Source organism: Desulfofundulus thermocisternus DSM 10259 (assembly GCF_000686645.1).
Classification (GTDB): Bacteria; Bacillota; Desulfotomaculia; order Desulfotomaculales; family Desulfovirgulaceae; genus Desulfofundulus; species Desulfofundulus australicus.
In genome coordinates this window covers 36,855-57,147 of sequence record NZ_JMLG01000004.1, presented here as the reverse complement: position 1 = coordinate 57,147, position 20,293 = coordinate 36,855, and the positions used below count along the sequence as shown (strand labels likewise).

21 protein-coding genes are annotated in these 20,293 nt (G+C 57.6%); 4 read left to right on the top strand and 17 right to left on the bottom strand.

Annotated elements, in window-relative coordinates:
* The first annotated feature begins 4 nt into the window (after positions 1–4).
* On the top strand, positions 5–163 hold the full coding sequence (locus BR83_RS0105325) for a hypothetical protein (RefSeq protein WP_157832966.1): 159 nt from the start codon (positions 5–7) through the stop codon (positions 161–163).
* A 29-nt stretch (positions 164–192) separates the two neighbouring features.
* Here the strand turns inward: BR83_RS0105325 and BR83_RS16640 are convergent, their stop codons facing one another.
* The 7 genes from BR83_RS16640 to BR83_RS0105290 form a co-directional block, all read right to left on the bottom strand.
* Positions 193–531, bottom strand: coding sequence for a hypothetical protein (locus BR83_RS16640; protein ID WP_051617923.1), 339 nt, complete (start codon positions 529–531; stop codon positions 193–195).
* Positions 440–661, bottom strand: coding sequence for a nucleotidyl transferase AbiEii/AbiGii toxin family protein (locus tag BR83_RS16635; protein ID WP_084327074.1), 222 nt, complete (start codon positions 659–661; stop codon positions 440–442). Before BR83_RS16635 ends, BR83_RS16640 begins: the two co-directional genes overlap by 92 nt.
* Positions 610–909: a DUF6922 domain-containing protein gene (locus BR83_RS0105315; RefSeq protein WP_027356210.1), complete on the bottom strand. Its 300-nt coding sequence runs from the start codon at positions 907–909 to the stop codon at positions 610–612. The genes BR83_RS16635 and BR83_RS0105315 overlap by 52 nt, the downstream gene beginning before the upstream one ends.
* Positions 910–1,056: 147 nt before the next feature.
* On the bottom strand, positions 1,057–4,596 hold the full coding sequence (gene mfd, locus BR83_RS0105310) for a transcription-repair coupling factor (protein ID WP_027356209.1): 3,540 nt from the start codon (positions 4,594–4,596) through the stop codon (positions 1,057–1,059).
* 372 nt (positions 4,597–4,968) lie between these two features.
* Complete coding sequence (locus BR83_RS15100; protein WP_051617921.1) at positions 4,969–5,370, bottom strand: hypothetical protein; 402 nt, start codon at positions 5,368–5,370, stop codon at positions 4,969–4,971.
* Between the two features lie 115 nt (positions 5,371–5,485).
* Positions 5,486–6,058: an aminoacyl-tRNA hydrolase gene (gene pth / locus BR83_RS0105295; RefSeq protein WP_027356207.1), complete on the bottom strand. Its 573-nt coding sequence runs from the start codon at positions 6,056–6,058 to the stop codon at positions 5,486–5,488.
* Between the two features lie 114 nt (positions 6,059–6,172).
* A complete protein-coding gene (locus BR83_RS0105290; RefSeq protein WP_027356206.1) occupies positions 6,173–6,493 on the bottom strand; it encodes a hypothetical protein in 321 nt (106 codons plus the stop codon).
* A 192-nt stretch (positions 6,494–6,685) separates the two neighbouring features.
* On the opposite strand from BR83_RS0105290, the gene BR83_RS0105285 reads away from it, so the two are divergent.
* Positions 6,686–7,942, top strand: a complete 1,257-nt coding sequence (locus tag BR83_RS0105285) for an NAD(P)-dependent malic enzyme (RefSeq protein WP_027356205.1) — start codon at positions 6,686–6,688, stop codon at positions 7,940–7,942.
* Between the two features lie 171 nt (positions 7,943–8,113).
* The gene (locus BR83_RS0105280) at positions 8,114–8,473 is read left to right on the top strand and encodes a hypothetical protein (RefSeq protein ID WP_027356204.1); all 360 of its coding nucleotides are present in this window, start codon (positions 8,114–8,116) and stop codon (positions 8,471–8,473) included.
* Positions 8,474–8,558: 85 nt separating this feature from the next.
* On the opposite strand, the gene BR83_RS0105275 is transcribed toward BR83_RS0105280, so the two are convergent.
* On the bottom strand, positions 8,559–9,197 hold the full coding sequence (locus tag BR83_RS0105275; RefSeq protein WP_027356203.1) for a 50S ribosomal protein L25/general stress protein Ctc: 639 nt from the start codon (positions 9,195–9,197) through the stop codon (positions 8,559–8,561).
* Positions 9,198–9,326: 129 nt separating this feature from the next.
* Here BR83_RS0105275 and BR83_RS0105270 point away from each other — a divergent pair, with 129 nt between their 5' ends.
* On the top strand, positions 9,327–10,049 hold the full coding sequence (locus tag BR83_RS0105270; RefSeq protein ID WP_027356202.1) for a PRC-barrel domain-containing protein: 723 nt from the start codon (positions 9,327–9,329) through the stop codon (positions 10,047–10,049).
* 66 nt (positions 10,050–10,115) lie between these two features.
* Here the strand turns inward: BR83_RS0105270 and BR83_RS0105265 are convergent, their stop codons facing one another.
* The 9 genes from BR83_RS0105265 to BR83_RS0105225 all read right to left on the bottom strand — a co-directional run bounded on the left by BR83_RS0105265 (position 10,116) and on the right by BR83_RS0105225 (position 20,177).
* Positions 10,116–11,060, bottom strand: a complete 945-nt coding sequence (locus BR83_RS0105265; protein ID WP_027356201.1) for a ribose-phosphate diphosphokinase — start codon at positions 11,058–11,060, stop codon at positions 10,116–10,118.
* A gap of 94 nt (positions 11,061–11,154) precedes the next feature.
* The gene (gene glmU / locus BR83_RS0105260) at positions 11,155–12,522 is read right to left on the bottom strand and encodes a bifunctional UDP-N-acetylglucosamine diphosphorylase/glucosamine-1-phosphate N-acetyltransferase GlmU (RefSeq protein ID WP_027356200.1); all 1,368 of its coding nucleotides are present in this window, start codon (positions 12,520–12,522) and stop codon (positions 11,155–11,157) included.
* A 249-nt stretch (positions 12,523–12,771) separates the two neighbouring features.
* Entirely contained in the window at positions 12,772–13,026 is a 255-nt protein-coding gene (spoVG, locus tag BR83_RS0105255; protein WP_013821316.1) for a septation regulator SpoVG, read from the bottom strand.
* 142 nt (positions 13,027–13,168) lie between these two features.
* Positions 13,169–14,383, bottom strand: coding sequence for a threonine ammonia-lyase (gene ilvA, locus BR83_RS0105250; RefSeq protein WP_034634561.1), 1,215 nt, complete (start codon positions 14,381–14,383; stop codon positions 13,169–13,171).
* A 39-nt stretch (positions 14,384–14,422) separates the two neighbouring features.
* Positions 14,423–15,187 (bottom strand): nucleotidyltransferase family protein, encoded by a 765-nt coding sequence (locus BR83_RS0105245; RefSeq protein ID WP_027356198.1) that lies wholly within the window; start codon positions 15,185–15,187, stop codon positions 14,423–14,425.
* A complete protein-coding gene (locus BR83_RS0105240; RefSeq protein WP_027356197.1) occupies positions 15,180–15,866 on the bottom strand; it encodes a GntR family transcriptional regulator in 687 nt (228 codons plus the stop codon). The genes BR83_RS0105245 and BR83_RS0105240 overlap by 8 nt, the downstream gene beginning before the upstream one ends.
* 44 nt (positions 15,867–15,910) lie before the next feature.
* Positions 15,911–16,801: a 4-(cytidine 5'-diphospho)-2-C-methyl-D-erythritol kinase gene (gene ispE, locus BR83_RS0105235; RefSeq protein WP_051617919.1), complete on the bottom strand. Its 891-nt coding sequence runs from the start codon at positions 16,799–16,801 to the stop codon at positions 15,911–15,913.
* A gap of 33 nt (positions 16,802–16,834) precedes the next feature.
* Positions 16,835–19,483, bottom strand: a complete 2,649-nt coding sequence (gene cphA, locus BR83_RS0105230) for a cyanophycin synthetase (RefSeq protein ID WP_027356195.1) — start codon at positions 19,481–19,483, stop codon at positions 16,835–16,837.
* Between the two features lie 130 nt (positions 19,484–19,613).
* Positions 19,614–20,177, bottom strand: a complete 564-nt coding sequence (locus tag BR83_RS0105225; protein WP_027356194.1) for a Uma2 family endonuclease — start codon at positions 20,175–20,177, stop codon at positions 19,614–19,616.
* Positions 20,178–20,293 lie beyond the last annotated feature (116 nt).

The window sequence follows — 20,293 nt, the reverse complement described above, 5'->3', positions numbered from 1 at the left end:
GACCGTGGTCCGGCCGCGCAGGGGTTGTTCCCGCGAGACGGAAAAACGCCGGGATGCGGACGGCGGCCGCACGCCCTTCCGGGTTAAGGGCGTCCCCTTTCGAGGGGCGTCGTCCGGCCAGACGGCGATGGAGGTAGCCGTCGGGGAGGCTAAAAGCCGATGAACCTGCACAACGAGTACCTGAATACAAAGTTAAGGTTTGTTTAGCTTTGTATAGGGAAAGTTGACCTCCGCAATTTCCCGGTTAATAAAGTAAAGGTCAAAAAAATCCTTTTTGCTCCCCCTGGAGGCAATGGCTTCTATTTTCATCGGGGCAATATCCTGGGGACAAGCCACCTTGCAGTCCAGGAAAAGGGCAGGAGGAAAGAGCAACGGATAGCGGTAGTACAAAAAGCTTATTTTGGTTTCCCGGAATATTCCGTGCAGTGTCCCCCACCGCTCATCCAGTAGCTGAAATTTTCCCAGTTCCTGCAGCCTTTGCTTGAGCAACAGGGTATCCACGTGGAAAGGCGAAAAAAAAATCCAGGTCATCGGAAAGGCGGTGCCCCAAATGCAGGGCCAATGCGGTGCCGCCCGCCAGGTAAAAATCCCGCAGCAAGCCGGCGGAACTTAATAATTCCAGTGCCTTTTGTCCCCTCTGTGGGAGGGCGGACGCAAACATCTAAGCTCATCCTCCTGCAAATGGTAATAACAGCGCCAGAAACTACCTGTTTTGCTTGAGAGCCGGGGGCTGGTTTTGATCACTTCCAGCAATTCGGCATCAGTATATTGTTCCAGCACCCAGCGAATGGCCCGGTCATTGCCGAATTCCAGCAATCGCTCGATGACAAAATAATAATCGGCCCGGGCATCCAGGTCGGCAAAGGCAACGTCCCAAAAAAACTGTTTTAAAAACCCGGGCAGCGACACCGGAGATCACCGTCCCTTATCAACCTGTGGGTACTGTCGCATAACCTGTTGAGCGGCGGTCATCCTTAGTAACGACTGCCGCCCGCACCATCAATGGTTTTACGTAAATGGTGTTTTCGAGTGGCTGCTCTTCCCATTCTTTTCGTGCTAAGCCGCATGTACTTTGTTTGCCTCATGGAGATCCCGCAGGAAGCTCTCCAGTCCGGCCAGGTAATTCAGGGGATCGTCCGGGGTATTCCGGGTCCGGAGGCGGATTTCAAATTCTTCGTTGCTGTTGCTGAATTTTACCCGGTTGGTGTACTGCTTGCTTATCTCCACCAGCGCCTCGCCCCGGAGGTTATGTTCCGGGGCAAACAGCAGGCGGAAGCTGCCCGGCTGGGCGGTGATGGATTTTATCCCCAGGGAGCTGGCCAGGGCCCGCAGGCGGGCCACGGTGAGCAAAGTGCATACCGGCTGCGGGGGATCCCCGAAGCGGTCCACCAGTTCATCCTCCAGCTCGGACACCTGCTCTTCCCGGCGCACCGCAGCCAGGCGCCGGTAGAGCTCCACTTTCTGGTCGGTATCCCGGACATAGGAATCGGGAATATAGGCTTCCACCGGCAGTTCGATGGTGGTTTCCACCACCTTTTCCGGGGCCTCCCCTTTTGCTTCCCGGACCGCCTCTTCCAGCAGCCGGCAGTAGAGATCGAAACCCACCGCGGCAATATGGCCGTGCTGCTCAGCACCCAGCAGGTTACCCGCACCCCGTATTTCCAGATCCCGCATGGCAATCTTGTATCCGGAGCCAAACTCGGTAAACTCCCGAATGGCGGCCAGCCTTTTTTCCGCCATTTCGTTCAAAACCCGGTCCCGGCGGAAGGTGAAGTAGGCGTAGGCCAGGCGGTTGGAACGGCCCACCCTTCCCCGCAGCTGGTAAAGCTGGGCCAGGCCGAAATTGTTGGCATCCTTAACAATTAATGTATTAACATTCGGAATATCCAGGCCGCTTTCAATGATGGTGGTGCAGACCAGTACATCATAGGCACCATCCATAAAGTCAAGCATGATTTTTTCCAGATCCTCTTCTTTCTTCTGCCCGTGGGCCACCGCAATGCGGGCCTCCGGTACCAGCCCGTGCAGCCAGGCAGCCACCTGATCCAGGTCCATTACGCGATTGTGCACAAAATAAACCTGACCGCCCCGGCCCAGCTCACGCCGGATGGCTTCCCGGATGAGCACCGGGTCCTCCTCCAGAACGTAGGTCTGCACCGGAAAGCGGTTTTCGGGAGGAGTTTCCAGCAGGCTTGTATCCCGCACCCCCACCAGCGACATGTGCAGCGTCCGGGGAATGGGAGTGGCGGTGAGGGTAAGCACATCCACATCCTGTTTCAACCTCTTCAGCTTTTCCTTGTGGGCCACCCCGAAGCGCTGCTCCTCATCCACCACCAGGAGACCCAGATCCTTGAAAACCACATCATCCTGCACCAGGCGGTGGGTGCCGATGACAATGTCCACCTGCCCCGAAGCCAGTCCCGCCAGCACCTGGCGCTGCTCCTTCGGCGTGCGGAAACGGCTCAAGACTTCGATGGTCACCGGGAAGCCGGCAAAGCGCTCCCGGAAGGTATTGTAATGCTGCTGGGCCAGGATGGTGGTGGGCACCAGAACGGCCACCTGCTTCCCATCCATAACCGCTTTGAAGGCTGCCCGCAGGGCCACTTCGGTTTTGCCGTAACCCACATCACCGCAAATCAGGCGGTCCATGGGGCGGGGGCGTTCCATATCCGCCTTGACTTCCTGGATGGCCCGGAGTTGGTCCGGGGTTTCCTGGTAGGGAAAGGCCGCCTCAAATTCCTGCTGCCAGGGAGTATCGGGGCTGAAAGCATGGCCGGGCAGGGCCTGGCGGGCGGCATAAAGGGCGAGCAATTCCCGGGCCATCTCGCGTACCGCTTCCTTTACCCGCCCCTTTACCCGGGACCACTCCGTCCCCCCAAGGCGGGAAAGCCGGGGTGTTTCTGTCTCCGCCCCCAGATATTTCTGGATGAGCCCCACCTGGTCGGTGGGCACGTACAGCTTATCTTCGCCCGCGTACTTGATCAGCAGGTAGTCCTTCTGTACCCCGCCAATATTGAGGGACACAATACCCATGTAGCGCCCGATACCGTGGTTTACGTGCACCACGTAGTCGCCCACTTTTAAATCCGTAAGGGGTTCCGCCCGGCCGGCGGTCCGGGCACGTGCCCGCCGGGTTCTCTTCCAGCGCTGGCCATAGATATCCGCCTCCGTAATGACCACCAGCCGCCCCGAAACCAGCTCAAACCCCCCGGACAGGCGGCCGGCGGCAAGGGCAATGTTGCCGGGCGTCACGGGCCGGTCCAGGGAACCGGTCACGTAGGCGTCCAACCCGGCATTGCGCAGCTCTTCCGCCAGGTGCCGGGCCCGTTCCCCGGTGGAGAGCAGCATGACCACGGCGTAGCCGGACTTGCGCCAGTGCCGTACCTCATCGGCCAGCACATCCACGCGCCCCAGGAAGGAATGCATTCCCCGGGTGGAAAAAGTAACTACATTATGGACCACCAGGTTCTGGGGCTGGCGGGCCAGGTAAGAAAAGTACACCCCGGTACGCCTTTGCAACCGCTGTTCCACCTGCTGCCAGGAAAGGTAGCCCTGCATCTGCCCGGGTAAAACGCGGCCGGCGGACAACAGCTCGCTGAAGGTTTCCGCACGCTCCTTGAAAATGCTCTCCGCCAGCTCCCGGATGCGGATGAGGTCATCCACCACAGTTAAAGGGGCGAAGGGCATATAATCCAGCAGGGTGTACGCATGCCGGTAAAAATAGGGCAAAAACTGGTCCAGCGCCGGGCTGTTAACCCCGGAAGCAATTTGTTCCTTTATGCTTTCTCCCAGTTCCTCCAGCCGGTGGCGCACCTCCAGGGTGGAGTTTGCGGTAACTTTTTTTAGCTGCAGGCGATATTCCGTCTCCAGCACATCCAGCGCCCGGGCCCGGCTTTCCTCAGTAATCACCAGTTCCCGGGCGGGGGGAAGGGAAATTTTATCCATCCGGTCGATGGAGCGCTGGGAATCAACATCAAAAATGCGGATGGAATCCACTTCGTCATCAAAAAATTCCAGCCGTACAGGGTTATCCCGGGTGAGGGGAAAGACATCGAGGATACCGCCCCTTAAGGCCAGCTGCCCCGGGCCTTCCACCATTTCCACCCGCTCATAACCCGTATTGATCAGCTGCCGGATCAATTCTTCCAGGTTCACCCTCTGACCAACGGCAAGGTCGATGATCGCCCGGCGAAAGACCTCCGGCGGGGAAAGACGGCGCAAAACAGCCTCCGCCGGAGCCACCACCACGCAGGGTTCATCCCGGGAAAGGGCCACCAGCGCCTTCAAGCGCTGGGCAACCACCTCTTTCCCATGGGCCAGAACCTGGTAAGGCAACAGTTCCCAAACGGGGAAAAGATAAACGGGAACCCCTGGCAGCAGGGAGCTGAGGTCGTCAGCCAGCACCGAGGCCTCACCGTCCCCCGGGGTAATAATTAAAGCCGGCCCCCCCAGGGCGTCAATTAAACCCGCAGCAACCACGCTGCGCTGGGCCCCGGACAGGCCATAGACCAGGTGCTGCCCTCCCTGCCGGGACAGGGCGCGAAGCAGGGTATTAAATTCTGAACTTTTTTGCAACGGCTCCAGGATGGCACGCATTTCAGGACGAACCCCTTTCGGAAAAGGGCATCACAAAAAGAGCTTTAGCGCAGCTAAAGCTCTCCTACCCTTAAGCTACGTTTTGCTCAGTGCAACCAGACGGGCCCCTTATAAAAAAAGGCTTCCGCAGGCCCGTATAGCATCTCGCGGCATTCATCACAAAGGCAATACTGAAAGATCAAGTTCATTATATCCCCGGAATCCCCCCCCGTCAAGGCGGCAGAATCCGCTTCCCCGGCCCCGTTACTCATGATAGTTTCTTCCCGGACCACCTGATCGCAGCATTCACATATATGGATTATTTTCATCCTGCAGGTACATCCTTTCTTTTAACGGCAGCTTTTCGTTAACAGGTTCATTTAAGCTGCAACCTTACGGTTTCCTGGACAGATTTAAAATCAGCCCGTTCCAAATCATGTGCAGCAAACAGGATCCGGCCACGGCCAGCAGGACGCTGGCCGTAAGACGGTATAGCCAGCCGGCGGCCAGGCCGAAACAGGTATGGGAAACCAGGCTCAACAGGCCTGCCGCAAAACCCCGCCCGCCCCGGGCGGCATCCCACACCCCCTCAATCAGGCCGAAAATGCTATGGGTCAGGGGAATGGATGTCCCCAGCAACCAGGCAAAACCTGTTTTGGCCCCCTCTTCAACCCCGGGAGCCACGTAAACCAGGGCAATGCTGCCGGCGATGCGGCGGGAAAAAAGCCCGTTAACCAGCCAGGAAACGGCAGCTGCCAGCACCCCGGCTGCGACTAAAGTTAACAAGTGGTTCATTTTATCTTCAGCTGATTACTGTCGCCCGCCAAAAGGAACCGCCGGGCAGACGAAAAGAATGCTGTCCCGGAAATGTTATGTGCCAGTATCTAGTATGGACCAGAAAAGCCGGCCTCTATACCCGGCCGGCATTAAAAATATTCATGGCCGTATCCAGCCCCCGGGTAAGGGCTACCTGAACGGCCCTGGAAGCATCATCCACCGCTTTTTCAATCAGCGCTTTTTCTTCTTCCGTAAACCGGCCCAGAACCCAGTCCACCACCTCATAATCCGGAACTGCAGGGCGCCCTATGCCCACACGCAGGCGGGCAAATTCCCTGCTGCCCACCTGTTCAATAATGGATCTCAACCCCCTGTGTCCCCCATCACCCCCGCATTTACGCAGACGCAGGCGCCCGGGAGGCAGGTCCAGGTCATCGGAAATAACCAGCAGCCGGGATGGTTCCAGCTTATACCAGCCCATCAGGGCAGCCACCGCTTCCCCGCTCCTGTTCATATATGTCAGGGGCTTGGCCAGGATTACTTTCTGACCGTCCACCTGCCCCTGCCCCACCAGAGCACGCATGAACAGGCGCTCCACTTTAATATTCAGTTCCCGGGCCAGCCTGTCCAGGACCATAAAACCCACATTATGCCGGGTCCCGGCATATTCCGGACCGGGGTTGCCCAATCCCACTACAAGCCACATGGATATACTCTCCTTTCCATGTCCATTGTATCCACTGCGGCTTCCCCCTGCAACCGGCAATAAAAAAGCCCCGGGTTTTCCGGAGCTATTTGAACCGGGTTAAATATACTTTTCTTATAACCCCCCGTAGGGCGGGTAAACACCTGTTCCCGGGGAATAGGGCAGGGGTCCACCAACCAGAACAGCTCCAATAGCCGCAACGGGAATGAAAGCATAGCGCAGAGGGTTGGGCGAATTTCCAATGTGCAGCTCCACGAAATCTACACCCACGCCATGCAGTACGCCCGTAAACTCCAATGTCCCTGCCTGGGGCCTCATGAGGTGCATAACGTGAATGGTTACCTGCTGTCCCTGAAGCTGGCGCAGGCGCTCAACCAGGGGGAGGCCAATCCCGGTGGTGGGGCCGTAATAGGACTGTATTTGGGCTTCAGGCATAGACTACCCTCCTTTAATTCGTTTTGTTTCCATAATATGTTAATAAAGCAGCTTTGGTGTTAGCGTCCTGCCGGTACGATTATCCGGGCCACCGGGCAAAAGAGGACGGTATTAACTGGATTGACAGGCAACTGGCTTTTTGTTATACTGTATACAGGATTCATAATACATTGATGTTCCGAGGTGTTTACCATGACGCTCAATGAAGAAGCAGTTGAAATGCACCGGAAATTTCACGGGAAAATAGAAGTGGGCGGAAAGGTATCCATTGACAATGAACACGACCTTTCACTGGCCTATACCCCGGGAGTAGCCGAACCCTGCCGCCAGATTTACGCCCAGAAGGACCTGGTCTACGAGTATACCGCCAAGGGCAATCTGGTGGCCATCGTTTCCGATGGTACTGCCGTCCTGGGGCTGGGGGACATCGGCCCCGAAGCAGCACTGCCGGTAATGGAGGGCAAAGCCCTGCTCTTCAAGCAGCTGGCGGGTGTCGATGCCTTTCCCATCTGTGTGGGCAGCAGGGATATCGATAAAATTGTGGAAACGGTAAAAATGCTGGAACCGACCTTCGGCGGTATTAACCTGGAGGATATTGCGGCACCGGCCTGTTTTGAAATTGAGCGTCGCCTGAAAAAGGAAGTGAACATTCCCGTTTTCCACGACGACCAGCACGGCACGGCAGTGGTGGTCGCAGCCGGTTTGCTCAACGCCCTGAAAGTGGTGGGTAAAGGGATGGGTGAAATACGGGTGGTCATAAACGGGTGCGGGGCAGCGGGTATAGCTACGGCCAACCTCCTGCATTACCTGGGTGTACGGGATATGGTGCTCTGCGACAGCAGGGGGGTGATCTACCGCGGGCGCGGCGGGCTCAACAAGTATAAAGAAGAAGTGGCCTGCCGCACCAACCCGCGGGAAATCAAGGGCCAGCTGGCGGACGCTTTGAAAGGTGCGGATGTTTTTATCGGCGTTTCCAAACCCAACCTGGTAACCAAAGAGATGATCCGCGGTATGGCCCCGGGTGCTATCGTCTTCGCCCTGGCCAACCCCGAACCGGAAATCATGCCCGGAGCCGCCCTGGAAGCCGGGGCGGCCGTGGTGGCTACGGGAAGATCCGATTTCCCCAACCAGATCAATAACGTGCTGGCCTTCCCGGGCATTTTCCGGGGCGCCCTGGACGTAAGGGCAACCGACATTAACGAGGCCATGAAGGTGGCTGCCGCCCGGGCCATTGCCGGCCTGGTGGCTCCGGGAGAACTGGGGCCCGGTTACATTATCCCCAAGCCTTTTGACCCCCGGGTGGCGCCGGCGGTGGCCGCAGCCGTGGCCGAAGCGGCCATGCAAACAGGAGTGGCCCGGTTGAAGGTGGATCCGGAACAGGTGGCCCGGCATACCCGCGAGCTTACTGCCCGCCACAGCCACCACCTCACCGAACTAAAGGCCAGCTGAAAAGAAACCCCGGTTTTTTTACCGGGGTTTCTTTCATTTATTCGGCAGACTTGTTTATAGAAATCCGCCTCTGAAAACCCACGGGCTTGTCCCGTGAATCGAGCGGGGCATCGCCCGGTCAGGGCGACAGGTGTATCCACAAACACCCGTTCCGGTGCTATAATCACGGCTATGAATGGAAAAACGAACCACTGCGTCTATAACATCAATTACCATACCATTGAGAAAAAAACTTCTGGAGCAACTCTTTTAGCCCGCAACCTGCAAATGGAAGCAGCCAGAGTCTGGAACGCCGCCTACAATATCCACCGCACCATATACGGCAGGTATGGTTGCTGGCTGAGCGAAGGTGCAATTAAAGGGCTGCTTAAAGGCAAATACGGCCTTCACTCCCAATCGGCGCAGGCCGTGGTGGAAACCTATTTCGAGTGCTGCGAGCGCACCAGGAAACTGCACCTGCAGGGTCACACTGAACGGAAATACCCTTACCGCCGGAAAAGGTTTTTCACCGTTACCTGTTCACAAAAATAACCAAACGCCGGGGCATATCTGAAAGCCCCGGCGAAATATTCTTATCCTGCCCGGCGTGCTGCGCTGGTCCGGCAGAAAGCCAAACTTATTCCTCCCCGGCCTCCGGGGAAGCTTCCTTCCCTTCGCCCGCTTCTTCCTCCTCTTCGCCCGGCACCCTTTCTACGGCCGGAGCTACCACGGTGGCCACCACTTCTTCGGGATCGTTGAGAACCTTTACACCCTCCGGTACGGGAAGATCCGACACATAGATGGTATCTCCCATTTCCAGGCCTGAAACATCCATGGTGATGGCCTCGGGAATATCTGCGGGCAGGCAGGAAATTTCCAGCTCCCGCAGCTGCTGTTGCAGAATGCCGCCCTGCTTAACCCCAACCGGTTCCCCTTCAAGTTCAACGGGTACGGTGGTGGTAATCCGGTCCGTCAGCGACACCTGCTGGAAGTCCACATGAATTAACTCACCGCGCATGTTATCGAACTGCAGTTCTTTGATCAAAACCTTATCCTGGCGCTCCTGCCCCTCTCCGGTGATCTTCAGGTTGATCAGGGTGTTCCGGCCGCCCTCACCGGCCAGGATGCTCTTCAGTGCCCGTAACTCCACCTCCACCGGAATGTTGCCGATAGCCTTGCCGTAAACAACGGCGGGAATTTTTCCTTGTGCTGCCAACCGGTGCCGGTAACCTTTCCCCCGGCCGGTTCTTACTTGCGCCAACAGACTGGCTTCCATGGTAACAATCCCTCCTCAATCCTGGCATAAAACATCATTCTTCTCTAGTATTCCCTTTTTTTGGTCATATCAACTCAAAATGAAGCATATGGATTAGGGACAGGAAAGCTACCAAAAGGGGGGCAGCATATGCGCAAGAGCAAACAATTCATCGGCATGCCGGTGATCAGCCTGCAGGAAGGCCAGCAGATCGGCGTGGTCCGGGGGCTGGTGGTGGACCCGGAGAAGAAAGCGGTGGCCGCCCTGATCATAGAACAAAAAGGCTGGTTCAAGGAACAAAAGTATATCCCCTTCAACCGCGTGCACAGCGTCGGAGAAAATGTCATTACCATAGACAGGAGCAGCAATGCTGAACGGGGGGCCAAACTGCCCGACATTGTGAAATTAGCCCGGGAGCGAACCGGTGTTACCGGCGCCCGCATTGTTACGGAAAACGGTACCCTTTTAGGGCATGTGGACGAATATTACGTGGATCTGGAAACCGGGGATATCGTGGGCCTGGAATTCTCCGGCGGGTTTCTGAACAGCGTTATTTCCGGCCGGGCCTTCTTGGACACCACCTTTGTCCGCACCATCGGAAAAGAAGTAATCGTCACCAGCAACGAGGCCCTGGCCAATGTAATCAAACTCGAAGGCGGGCTGGCGGAATCCCTGCGCCAGCTGCAGAAAACAACCAGCCAGGCCTGGGATACCACCCGGCAGAAAACCCGGGAACTGGGAGAAGCCATAAACCGTTCCCTGGAACGGGTCAGGGGTCCCCGGGAGGATGATACCACCTGTTCCTGCCACCAGCCCCCCGGCCCCAACGGCGAAGCCCGGGAACAGCAGGACCAACCACCGCCGGGGAAATAAATTCGGCAAAAAACACCGGAAAACTTTAAACCGGCACCACAGGCCGGCCTGGCCGGCCTGATAATTTTAATCGAAAAGCTTGCTCACCGATAAATCTTCGTGAATGCGAATGATGGCCTCACCCAGCAGGGGAGCCACGGAAAGAATCTTTATCTTATCAATCATTTTCTCCGGGGGTATGGGGATGGTGTTGGTCACCAGCACTTCCTTGATTGGCGCTTCCTGAAGGCGCTGAACCGCCGGACCGCTGAGCACGGGGTGGGTGCAGCAGACGTAAATCTCCCGGGCACCGAACTTTTTCAGTGCTGCCGCGCCCTGGGTAATGGTCCCGGCAGTATCTATTATATCATCAATCATGATCACTTTCTTGCCTTCAATGTCACCGACTATGTTCATTATTTCCGCCACGTTGGGTTCGGGGCGTCTTTTATCAATAATGGCAATGGGAGCACCTATGCGTTCGGCAAGGTCCCTGGCCCGGGTCACCCCGCCCAGATCGGGTGAGACAACCACCACGTCCTTTAACCTCTGCTGGATGAAATACTGGGCCAGCAGTGGCACGCCGGGGAGATGATCCACCGGGATATCGAAAAATCCCTGGATCTGTCCCGCATGCAGATCCATGGTTATCACCCGCCGGGCACCGCTGGCAGTGAGGAGGTTGGCCACCAGTTTCGCCGTAATGGGGTCCCTGGCCCGGGTCTTCCGGTCCTGCCGGGCATAGCCATAGTAGGGCAAAACTGCCGTAATCCGCCGGGCAGAAGCCCTTCTCACCGCATCCACCATAACCAGCAGTTCCATCAGATGCTCATTCACCGGGTGGCAGGTGGGCTGGACAATGAAAACATCGGCCCCCCGCACGCTTTCGTTTATCTTGACCTGAATTTCCCCGTCGGAAAAACGGGAAACCTTGGCCGCACCTACGCTAACACCCAGGTACTGGGCAATTTCTTCGGCCAGCTGGGGGTTAGCATTACCGGTAAAGATTTTTAATTCCTTCCGCGACGACATCCTTCTACCTCCAACACTGATTTCCGAAAACCAGGGTGCCCAACCCGGCGGCCCGGGAAGCATGGCAACCCCCTCCTTTTATTCCAGTACAGGCTCACCTGCGGGGCTTTTTCTGGAGCCAGTTCTCTATGTTCCGCTGGCGCCCCCGCTCTATACCCAGCGCCCCCGGAGGCACATCTCTGGTTATGGTGGAACCGGCACCTATAAAAGCTCCTTTCCCCACTTCCACCGGGGCCACCAGATTGGTGTTGCTCCCAATGAAAGCCCCGTCACCAATAACGGTGGGCCATTTCTTTTCCCCGTCATAATTGCAGGTAATGGTCCCGGCACCAATATTTACGCCCGAACCGACGGTGGCGTCACCCACATAGCTCAAATGAGGAATCTTGCTTCCCCTTCCCACCACTGTTTTTTTCAATTCCACAAAGTCCCCCACCTTAACCTCCGGTGCCAGGACGCATCCCGGCCGGATGTAGGCAAAGGGACCAATGGTACACTTATCCCCTATTTTACTTTCCCGGATTACCGAGTGTTCTATTACCACACCTTCACCTGTCTGAACATCGATCAGGCGGCTGCCCGGACCGATAACACAATTCCTGCCGATAACGGTATTTCCTTCAATTATGGTAAAGGGGTAAATTACCGTATCTGAACCTATCTTGACATTTCGATCGACAAACGTGGTGGCGGGGTCCACCACCGTCACACCAGAAAGCATCAGTTCCTCCAGGATTTGCTGGCGAAGGTAGGCCTCCATACGGGCCAGCTGCCGCCGGTCGTTGATGCCCTCCACCTCGCGGGGATCTTCGACTTTTAACGCTGCTACAGGTTCACCCTGCTGCACCAGCTGGCCTATGATATCGGTAAGATAATATTCACCCTGGGCATTTTCGCTTTTAATAGCGGAGAGGGCGTCAAAAAGCCCGGGGGCGGAAAAACAATAAATGCCCGTATTTATTTCCTTCACCGCCAGCTCCCGGGGAGTGGCATCCCGCTGCTCAACAATCCTTTGCACCCGCCCCTCCCCGTCCCGGATTACCCGGCCGTAGCCGGTGGGGTCCTCCAGGATGGCCGTAAGAATAGTGGCCCTGGCTCCCATTTCGGCATGGGCCGCCGCCAGCCGGGCCAGGGTGCTGGATGTTACCAGCGGGGTATCCCCGCAGACTACCAGGATGGCCCCGGGGAAATTACCCAGCACGGGTGCAGCCTGGAGGAGGGCGTGAGCAGTGCCCAGCTGCTGGTGCTGGTAGACCACCCGGGCCCGGTCCTGAACGGTACGGGCTACCAGGTCGCCGCCGAAACCAACCACCACTACAATTTCTTCCACCCCGGCCCCCTGGACTGCATCCAGCACGTATTCTATCATGGGCCGCCCGCAAACCCTATGCATTACCTTGGGCAGGCCGGATTTCATCCGGGTCCCTTTACCTGCCGCCAGAATTACGGCTGCCAGTGACATCAGGCGCCCCCCCTGTATCTTTTCGGGGATCGCATGAAGGGGCTGCCCCCGGCAGCCCCGCCGTTAAAAACGCATATTTATATCCCCGATAACAGGATTCAACAAAAAACGCAAATATCCTTTCTAACGAATAATTTTTACACTTTTCGCACAAAAAGAGAGCATAGTTCAGGAGATGGTGCAAATCCTCTACTATGCTCCGCTCCCGAAAAAACATATACATCGACCAGTAACAGCGTTCTTTACCGCCTAAATAGCCTGTTCATAAGCCTGCAGCACTGCCGTCTCGATGATGGCTCTGGCTGAAGAGTTAATGGGGTGCGCAATATCCCGGAATTCCCCGTCGGGGGTTTTGCGGCTGGGCATGGCCACAAACAGGCCCTTATTACCCTCCACCACCTTTACATCATGGATAACAAACATATTATCCAGGGTAACCGAGACGATGGCTTTCATCTTCCCTTCGGGGAGAATCTTGCGCACCCGCACATCTGTAACTACCACTCCCTCACCACCTTCCTGCTTTGCACTGTATTTTTGTATCACCGGGTTACACCAGTGATATTACCCTTTTGTTCTAAACCTATTTTCTCCACGAATGTAAAAATTCCTGCAATTTTCCATTTTGCTATTTTAAAAAATTTTCCTAGATGACCTCAACTGTATACCCTTCCCGGGACAGGGCATCCACTACCCTCCTGACATGATCTCCATCACTGGTCTCGAGCAGCAGTTCAACCTCTGCCTGCTTCAAGGGAACCTGGGGCTTGATCCGGTCGTGGTTAATGGAAATTATGTTGGCCCGCACGGCAGCCACCGCGGCCAGGAGGCGCTGTAAACTGCCCGGCTGGTCCGTAACCACGGTGCGCAGGCGAACGATACGCCCCGATTTAACCAGCCCGCGTTCAATGATGATGGAGAGAATGTTAACGTCAATATTTCCCCCGCTTAAAACGAGGGCAACCTTTGCCCCGGGCAACGACAGGTGCCCGTGCAAAAGGGCGGCCAGGGTTACCGCTCCCGCCCCTTCCACCACAATTTTAGAACGCTCCAGGAGCATTAAAATGGCACGGGCAATTTCTTCATCGTCCACCAGAAGCAGATCATCCACATAACGGCGGATAACCTCCAGGGTAAATTCGCCCGGCCGGCGCACGCTGATCCCGTCAGCAATGGTGGCAGCGGCAGTCAACTGCTGGCGGCAGTCACCTTTGAGGGACAGGTAAACCGCCGGCGCGCCACGGGACTGCACACCAATAACCCTTACCCGGGGCTGGAGGGATTTAATGGCCACCGCGATGCCGGCAATCAACCCGCCCCCACCTACAGGAACCAGCACGGCATCCAGGCCGGGCAATTCCTCCAGCAACTCCAGGCCTATGGTACCCTGCCCCGCAGCCACCAGGGGGTCGTCAAAGCCGTGGACAAAGGTTGCCCCGGTCTCCCTCTGTACCCGGCAGGCATGATCAAAAGCTTCATCATAACTTCCTCCCGCCAGTATTACCCGCGCACCGTAGCCGCGGGTAGCCATGATTTTGGAAATGGGGGCACCCTCCGGCATAACCACCGTGGAAGTTATCCCGGCCCTGGCGGCAGCACAGGCGACTCCCTGGGCATGGTTCCCGGCGGAAGCGGCTATCACACCCCGCTGCCGCTCCTCTGAAGATAATGACATGATTTTGTTGTAGGCGCCGCGGATTTTGAAGGACCCAGTCTTCTGCAGGTTCTCCAGCTTAAAATAAACTTCGCTGCCGGTTAAACGGGAAAAGGTGGTTGAGTGATCCAGAGGCGTACGGTGAATTACTCCGGCAAGGCGCTCCCTGGCCTCCCGGATCATGGCCAGGTTGATGGGAAGGGACATGAAATACACTTCCTTAAAAAATAATTCCCTGAAATAATATTACGAAGCCTGCTGCAGCGTTCTGGCCACCAGGGCCAGATCCACGGGTTTATCCACATCCACACCCACTTCCGGATAGCGGCTGACAACCACCACCCCGCGGATGCCCAGAAGGCGGGAAACCCTTGCCTGGGCTTCCTCCAGGGTAACCCGGTGCAAAAGGAAGCGAATTAAAAAGCCCAGGCCAACCAGGCGGCACAGGCGCAGGGGACTTTTCCGGGCGGCCACCAGCTGCTCCCCCAGGGGCAGGCACCGGGAAACAACCTCGGGGTTAAGCAAAAATAGATTCCCGCCGGTGAAAATACCTTCCTTGAGGCTGACATAGGTCCGCCGCACCGGATTGGTAAAACGGCTGTCCACGGCATCCTTGGGTATGATGGGGTAGTACAAATCCGCTTCCTGGTCCCGGCAGAGATCCAGGAAATCCTCAATGGCCCGGGGAGTAATCAGGGGGATATCCGAACTCACCAGCAGAACGCGGCGGGCTCCCGGCAGCTCCTTCAAGCCGCGCTGGACGTTGTCCAGCAGGCCGCCCCCCGTGGAAGAAACAACCCGCACCCGGCTGTCCTGGAAGCAGTTCACCAGCTCCTCCCTGGGCCCCACCACTACAATTCTGTTCACTCCCCTGGCCAGCATCAGCGCCTCTACAACATACTGCACCATTGCTTTGGAACCTATGGGGATGAGCGCTTCGTAGGGTACCGGGCTGCACTCCCTGAGCGGCCCGTTATTGGGACTGCCGGCCAGAACCACCGCATCAACCATCTTCCCTGGCCTCCCCCAGGGCGTTCAACAGGCTCTGCTCGGCATTTTCAATATGCTCCCTGGCCAGAACCTGGGCCAGCTCCACGTTACGCTCGCTGATGGCCTCCACAATTTGCTTGTGTTCTTCCAGGGCGTGCCTGGTCCTCCCCGGCTGCGCCAGGGAAGTGGCCCGGAAGCGCTGAATCTGGTCCGCCAGGTTGGTGATGATCTGGACCAGCCTTTCATTCCGGCTGGCTTTATAAATGAGCTCGTGAAAAGCGGTATCCGTTTCCACCAGCGCATCCAGGTTGTTTTCGCCAACTTCGTAGGTTTTGACCAGTGCCCGCTCCAGTTCTTCCAGCTCCTCGTCGGTAATGCGCTCGGCAGCCAGGCCGGCGGCCAGGGCCTCCAGCGCTGCCCGCACTTCGAAAACATCAACAATATCTTTAACGGAAATACCTGCCACATAGGCCCCCTTCCGGGGAACCATAACCACAAAGCCTTCCAGCTCCAGCTTGCGGATGGCTTCCCGCACAGGAGTGCGGCTGACCCCCATTTCCTCCGCCAGCTGGATTTCCATCAACCGCTCCCCGGGCTTCAGGCGGCCCTGGATAATTGCCTCCCGCAGGGATTCAAAAACCAGTTCCCTTAAAGGTTTATAATTATCCAGCTTGATTGGAATGAGTCTTGGTTTTTCCACGGCCGCTGCTCCTTTACCATACTTTTCGGGTCATATACTATATTTTACCTTTTGTTTTCCCTTACTGCAAGTTCTATTGACTGCCTGCATAAACGGGTACACAAAATCCGCCCCAGACCCGGATCCAGGCGCCCGGCCACCCGGCGGGCTTCCTCTTCATCCCGGCACAATCCCAAAACGGTGGGACCGCTACCGCTCATGACCACCCCCGGGGCACCGGCCGCCTGCAGGGCTTCTTTAACCACGTTTACCCGGGGGTAGAGGGTGGTGGTCACCGGTTCCAGGGCATTCCCCAGGAGGGCAGCTACCGCCGCAGCATCTCCCTTTTCAATGGCTGCCACCATTGCTGAAATATCGGGATGAACGCCGGGCAGGAGACGGTCGTATTCCCGGTAGATTTGAGCCGTGGATACAGCCAGCGGTGGGGTGACCAGCACCACTCCCAGAGGGGGAAGGGGCTTTAAGGGCGTGATAAGTTCCCCCTTCCCCCGGGCCAGAACAGTTCCTCCCACAACGCAAAAAGGTACATCCGCCCCCACCCTGGAAGCCAGCATGAGCAACTCGTCCCGGGAGAGGCCCAGGGACCACAGCTCATTCAGGGCCACCAGGGTGGCCGCCGCATCGGCAGAACCTCCCCCCAGGCCGGCGGCCACCGGAATATTTTTAAATAAAAAAATATGGGCACCCCGGTGGCAGCCGGTAACCTCCTGCAGCAACTCCGCCGCCCGGTAAATCAGGTTTTCCGGTCCGGCGGGTATTAATTCACTGTCGGTCTGAATCTCAAGACCCCGGGAACGGGGGGTAAACACCAGCCGGTCGCAGAGATCTACACTCTGCATTATGGTTTCCAGCTCATGATAACCGCCGGGCAGAAGCCCCTTTACGTCCAGGGTGAGGTTAATCTTGGCACGGGCCAGTACTTCCAGCACGGGCATTTCTCCCTTATCTTTTTTAGTTCAATATTTACGTTACCGGGAGAATATTTCCCTGCCACCCGCACCCGCTTTTTCGCCGCCTGAAAGCTGGTGGCGGGCACGAAAAATATGAATGGCCTTCATTACTGTATCCAGTTTTTCGTAAAATATGGCCACCGTCTCACCGGTCCGGGCCATCAAAAGAGCCTGCAGCACCGCCTCACCTTCTGGCAGGACCACCCGGATCTTCCCGGGCGGCATACCCCCTTCCAGCGCTCCTTCCCGCAGCAGGGCCGCCACCTCCCCGGGCTGCCGGCCGCGCCGGTGGGCATCTTCCTTAATAACCAGGGCGGAAAAATTACTGCCGGCAATGCGACCCACTTCTTTTATCTGTTCATCCAGGCGGTCCCCGGGCACGCCAATGACGCCAATCAGCCGCCCCTTAAAGTGACGCAGCACATTAACCATACTGAGATAGCCGGCGGCATTGTGGGCGTAATCAATCACCACCCGGATACCCTCTACATCCAGGATGTTCAACCGGCCGGGATTTTGTTCCAGGTTGCAGTGGAAGCTTTCCAGACCCGCCCGGATATGCTCCGGGGACACCCCCAGGCCCACGCAGGCTGCAGCTGCCGCCAGGGCATTCTGGATATTGTGCCGGGCAAGACCTTCCAGGGATGACGGCAACCGGCGTACCGGCAGCAGGCGGCGCACCTGCTGCCCCCGGGCCACCACCAGCATCCTGTTTTTCACAAACACTGCCGTGCCGCCGGCTCCCAGGTGGCGGCGCACGGCAATGTTATCGGGTACCAGGGAAAAGTATATAATTTTACCCCGGACCCGGCCGGCCATAGCCAGGACATGGGGATCGTCGGCATTGAGCACCGCAAAACCGTTTTTACGCACGGTTTCCACCACCAGGGACTTCACATCGGCCAGGTCTTCCAGCGTCTCTATGCCGTCCTGCCCCAGGTGATCCCCGCTGACGTTGGTGACCACCCCCACATCGCTGCCTTCGTAACCCAGGCCGGCCCGCAGGATACCCCCCCGGGCCGTTTCCAGCACGGCCACATCGATTTCCGGCTCTGAGAGCACCAGCCTGGCACTGACCGGCCCCGTGGTATCGCCGGCCAGCACCCGCCGCCCGTTAATGTATATACCGTCGCTGGTAGCCATACCCACCACCAGGCCGGCCCGGGCCAGAATGGCCCCGATCATCCTGGTGGTGGTGGTCTTGCCGTTGGTCCCCGTCACCGCCACCACAGGAACGCGGCAGGGTGTACCGGGGGGGAAGAGCTCGTCCACAATGGCCCTCCCCGCGTCCCGGGGCTGACCCTCCACCGGGTGGGTATGCATGCGCAGCCCCGGGGCAGCATTTACCTCGATAATAGCTCCTCCCTGCTCCTCCAGCGGGCGGGCAATATCCCCCGCCACCACATCAATGCCGGCTACATCCAGGCCGGTGAGGCGGGCTACCCGCGCGGCCAGCCGGACATTGGCCGGGTGCACCTGCTCCGTAACATCAACCGCAGCCCCACCGGTACTCAAATTGGCATTGTCCCGCAGGAAAACAACCTGCCCCTTTCCGGGTACATCCCGGGGTGTGAAACCCTGGCGGGCAAGGCAGGCCAGGGCTACCGCGTCCAGGTAGATCCTGGAAAGAGGCCGGCCGTGGCCGTCACCACGCCGCGGGTCCCGGTTGAGCTCATCCACCAGTTCGCGGATGGTGCGCTTCCCGTCCCCCACCACCCGGGGGGGCAGGCGCAAGGACGCAGCCACCAGGCGCCCCCCCACCACCAGCAGCCTGTACTGCCGGCCGGGAACCTGCTTTTCCACCAGCACCCGGCTGTCATAATAGCTGGCCAGTTCATAAGCCCGGCGCACCGCTGCCTCTCCGGACACAAAGAGGCTGACCCCCTGACCGTGGTGCCCGTGCACGGGCTTGAGGACCACGGGCGGGCCCAGCTTTTCAGCCAGGGCTACAGCCTCCTCCGCAGAGCGGGCCACTGCCGACTCCGGAACGGGCACCCCGTGATCGGCCAGCAGCCGGTTGCATAACTGTTTATCCTGCACCAGATCGACGGCGGTGCAGGAAGTGCGATCGGTAATGGTTGCGGCTATCCGCCTGGCGTAGCGGCCGTAACCCAGCTGGTAAAACCCTCCCCCCAGGGGTAAAACGGGTATCTTTCGCTTCCGGGCCGCCTCCAGGATGGCCCGGGTGCTGGGACCATACTCCTCTTCTGCGGCCTGCCGCACCCTTTCCACCAGTTCCGCCACTTCCACCGCCTTTTTCTCCAGCAGGGCCTGCACCAGTTCCACCGCCGCCCGGGCAGCAGCCAGCGCGCCGGGAGCGGATTTATATTCGAAAATCACCTCATAAACCGTTTCCCCGGCCCCCTGCCGGGTTGTGCCGTAAAACACCTCCTGGCCGGCCAGCTTGCACAGCTCCAGGGCCACGTGTTCCACCACATGGCCCAGGTAGGTGCCCTCTTTCAACCGCTCCACAAATCCCCCGGGACGGCGGCGGGAGCAGTGGTGTTCCTCCAGGCCGGGCAGGAGGGTCAACAAGCGCTGGTTGAAATCCCCCAGCTCGCTGGTAGGCCGGCAACCGTCGGGGGCCAAATCCAGAGTCATCTTCACCACCGGCCGGTAGCTGTAAATGTTGCTGCCGTAATAAGCCCGCAAATCCAGGATCTTCACTTTCAATTGCCCTCCGCAAAATAACTGTATTACCATTATTGACCAATATGGTTGAAAAAATACCCCATGCAGCGGAGGGCAATAGGCATAACCAGGCCCTTTCGGGCCTGGAGAAGCCGTCGGCTAACTTTTAAAAAATACTTTCCACCTCTACCGCAAATCCTGGAATTATACGGGATTGAACCTCCCCCTGCTGCTCCACTTCCTGGTCCAGGACATATTTCCCGCCCTTCAGGCAAAAAACCTGGACCGATTTACTATGGGGATCAACGATCCAGTATTCCCTGACGCCGCTCTTTTCGTAAACCTTATACTTGGTCCGCAGGTCGTAATAGCCGGTACCGGGGGAAAGGATCTCCACCACCAGATCCGGGGCGCCATTAATCCGCTTCTCTTCGATAATGGACAGCCTTTCGTTGGAAATATAAATTATGTCCGGCTGGTAGGTTTCCGTTTCTTCCAGATAGACGTCGACGGGAGCGTCTAAAACAATGCCCAGTCCCTTTTCCAGGACATAACCCGCCATTTTTAATTCCAGTTTCATGGACACCATCTGGTGGTAGGGTGTGGGCGAGGGTGTCATGACCAGTTCCCCCCCAATCAGTTGATAGGGTGACCCTTCCGGAAGGCGGCAGTAGTCTTCGTAGGTATACCTTTGCCGGCCGGCCGCCAGCTCACCCGGGACGACGTTCATTTTTCGCACCTCCATTCTCCGGTACTGGTTCTGGCATTGTCTTAATCCGCGGTTTTTTCATTATTTTACCTGAACACAGCAGTTTTGCGCAAACCCTCTAAGCCTGCCTGGCTGCA

Coding starts and splice junctions, on each gene's coding strand:
- BR83_RS0105245 (WP_027356198.1), bottom strand. CDS start 15,187: ATGGTTGATGCGGTGGTTCTGGCCGGCAGTCCCAATAACGGGCCGCTC.
- BR83_RS0105280 (WP_027356204.1), top strand. CDS start 8,114: ATGAATGGAAAAACGAACCACTGCGTCTATAACATCAATTACCATACC.
- BR83_RS0105285 (WP_027356205.1), top strand. CDS start 6,686: ATGACGCTCAATGAAGAAGCAGTTGAAATGCACCGGAAATTTCACGGG.
- mfd (WP_027356209.1), bottom strand. CDS start 4,596: ATGCGTGCCATCCTGGAGCCGTTGCAAAAAAGTTCAGAATTTAATACC.
- ilvA (WP_034634561.1), bottom strand. CDS start 14,383: ATGTCCCTTCCCATCAACCTGGCCATGATCCGGGAGGCCAGGGAGCGC.
- pth (WP_027356207.1), bottom strand. CDS start 6,058: ATGTGGCTTGTAGTGGGATTGGGCAACCCCGGTCCGGAATATGCCGGG.
- BR83_RS16640 (WP_051617923.1), bottom strand. CDS start 531: ATGACCTGGATTTTTTTTTCGCCTTTCCACGTGGATACCCTGTTGCTC.
- BR83_RS16635 (WP_084327074.1), bottom strand. CDS start 661: ATGTTTGCGTCCGCCCTCCCACAGAGGGGACAAAAGGCACTGGAATTA.
- ispE (WP_051617919.1), bottom strand. CDS start 16,801: ATGCCCGTGCTGGAAGTACTGGCCCGTGCCAAGATTAACCTCACCCTG.
- BR83_RS0105270 (WP_027356202.1), top strand. CDS start 9,327: ATGCGCAAGAGCAAACAATTCATCGGCATGCCGGTGATCAGCCTGCAG.
- BR83_RS15100 (WP_051617921.1), bottom strand. CDS start 5,370: ATGAACCACTTGTTAACTTTAGTCGCAGCCGGGGTGCTGGCAGCTGCC.
- glmU (WP_027356200.1), bottom strand. CDS start 12,522: ATGTCACTGGCAGCCGTAATTCTGGCGGCAGGTAAAGGGACCCGGATG.
- BR83_RS0105290 (WP_027356206.1), bottom strand. CDS start 6,493: ATGCCTGAAGCCCAAATACAGTCCTATTACGGCCCCACCACCGGGATT.
- BR83_RS0105265 (WP_027356201.1), bottom strand. CDS start 11,060: ATGTCGTCGCGGAAGGAATTAAAAATCTTTACCGGTAATGCTAACCCC.
- BR83_RS0105275 (WP_027356203.1), bottom strand. CDS start 9,197: ATGGAAGCCAGTCTGTTGGCGCAAGTAAGAACCGGCCGGGGGAAAGGT.
- BR83_RS0105225 (WP_027356194.1), bottom strand. CDS start 20,177: ATGAACGTCGTCCCGGGTGAGCTGGCGGCCGGCCGGCAAAGGTATACC.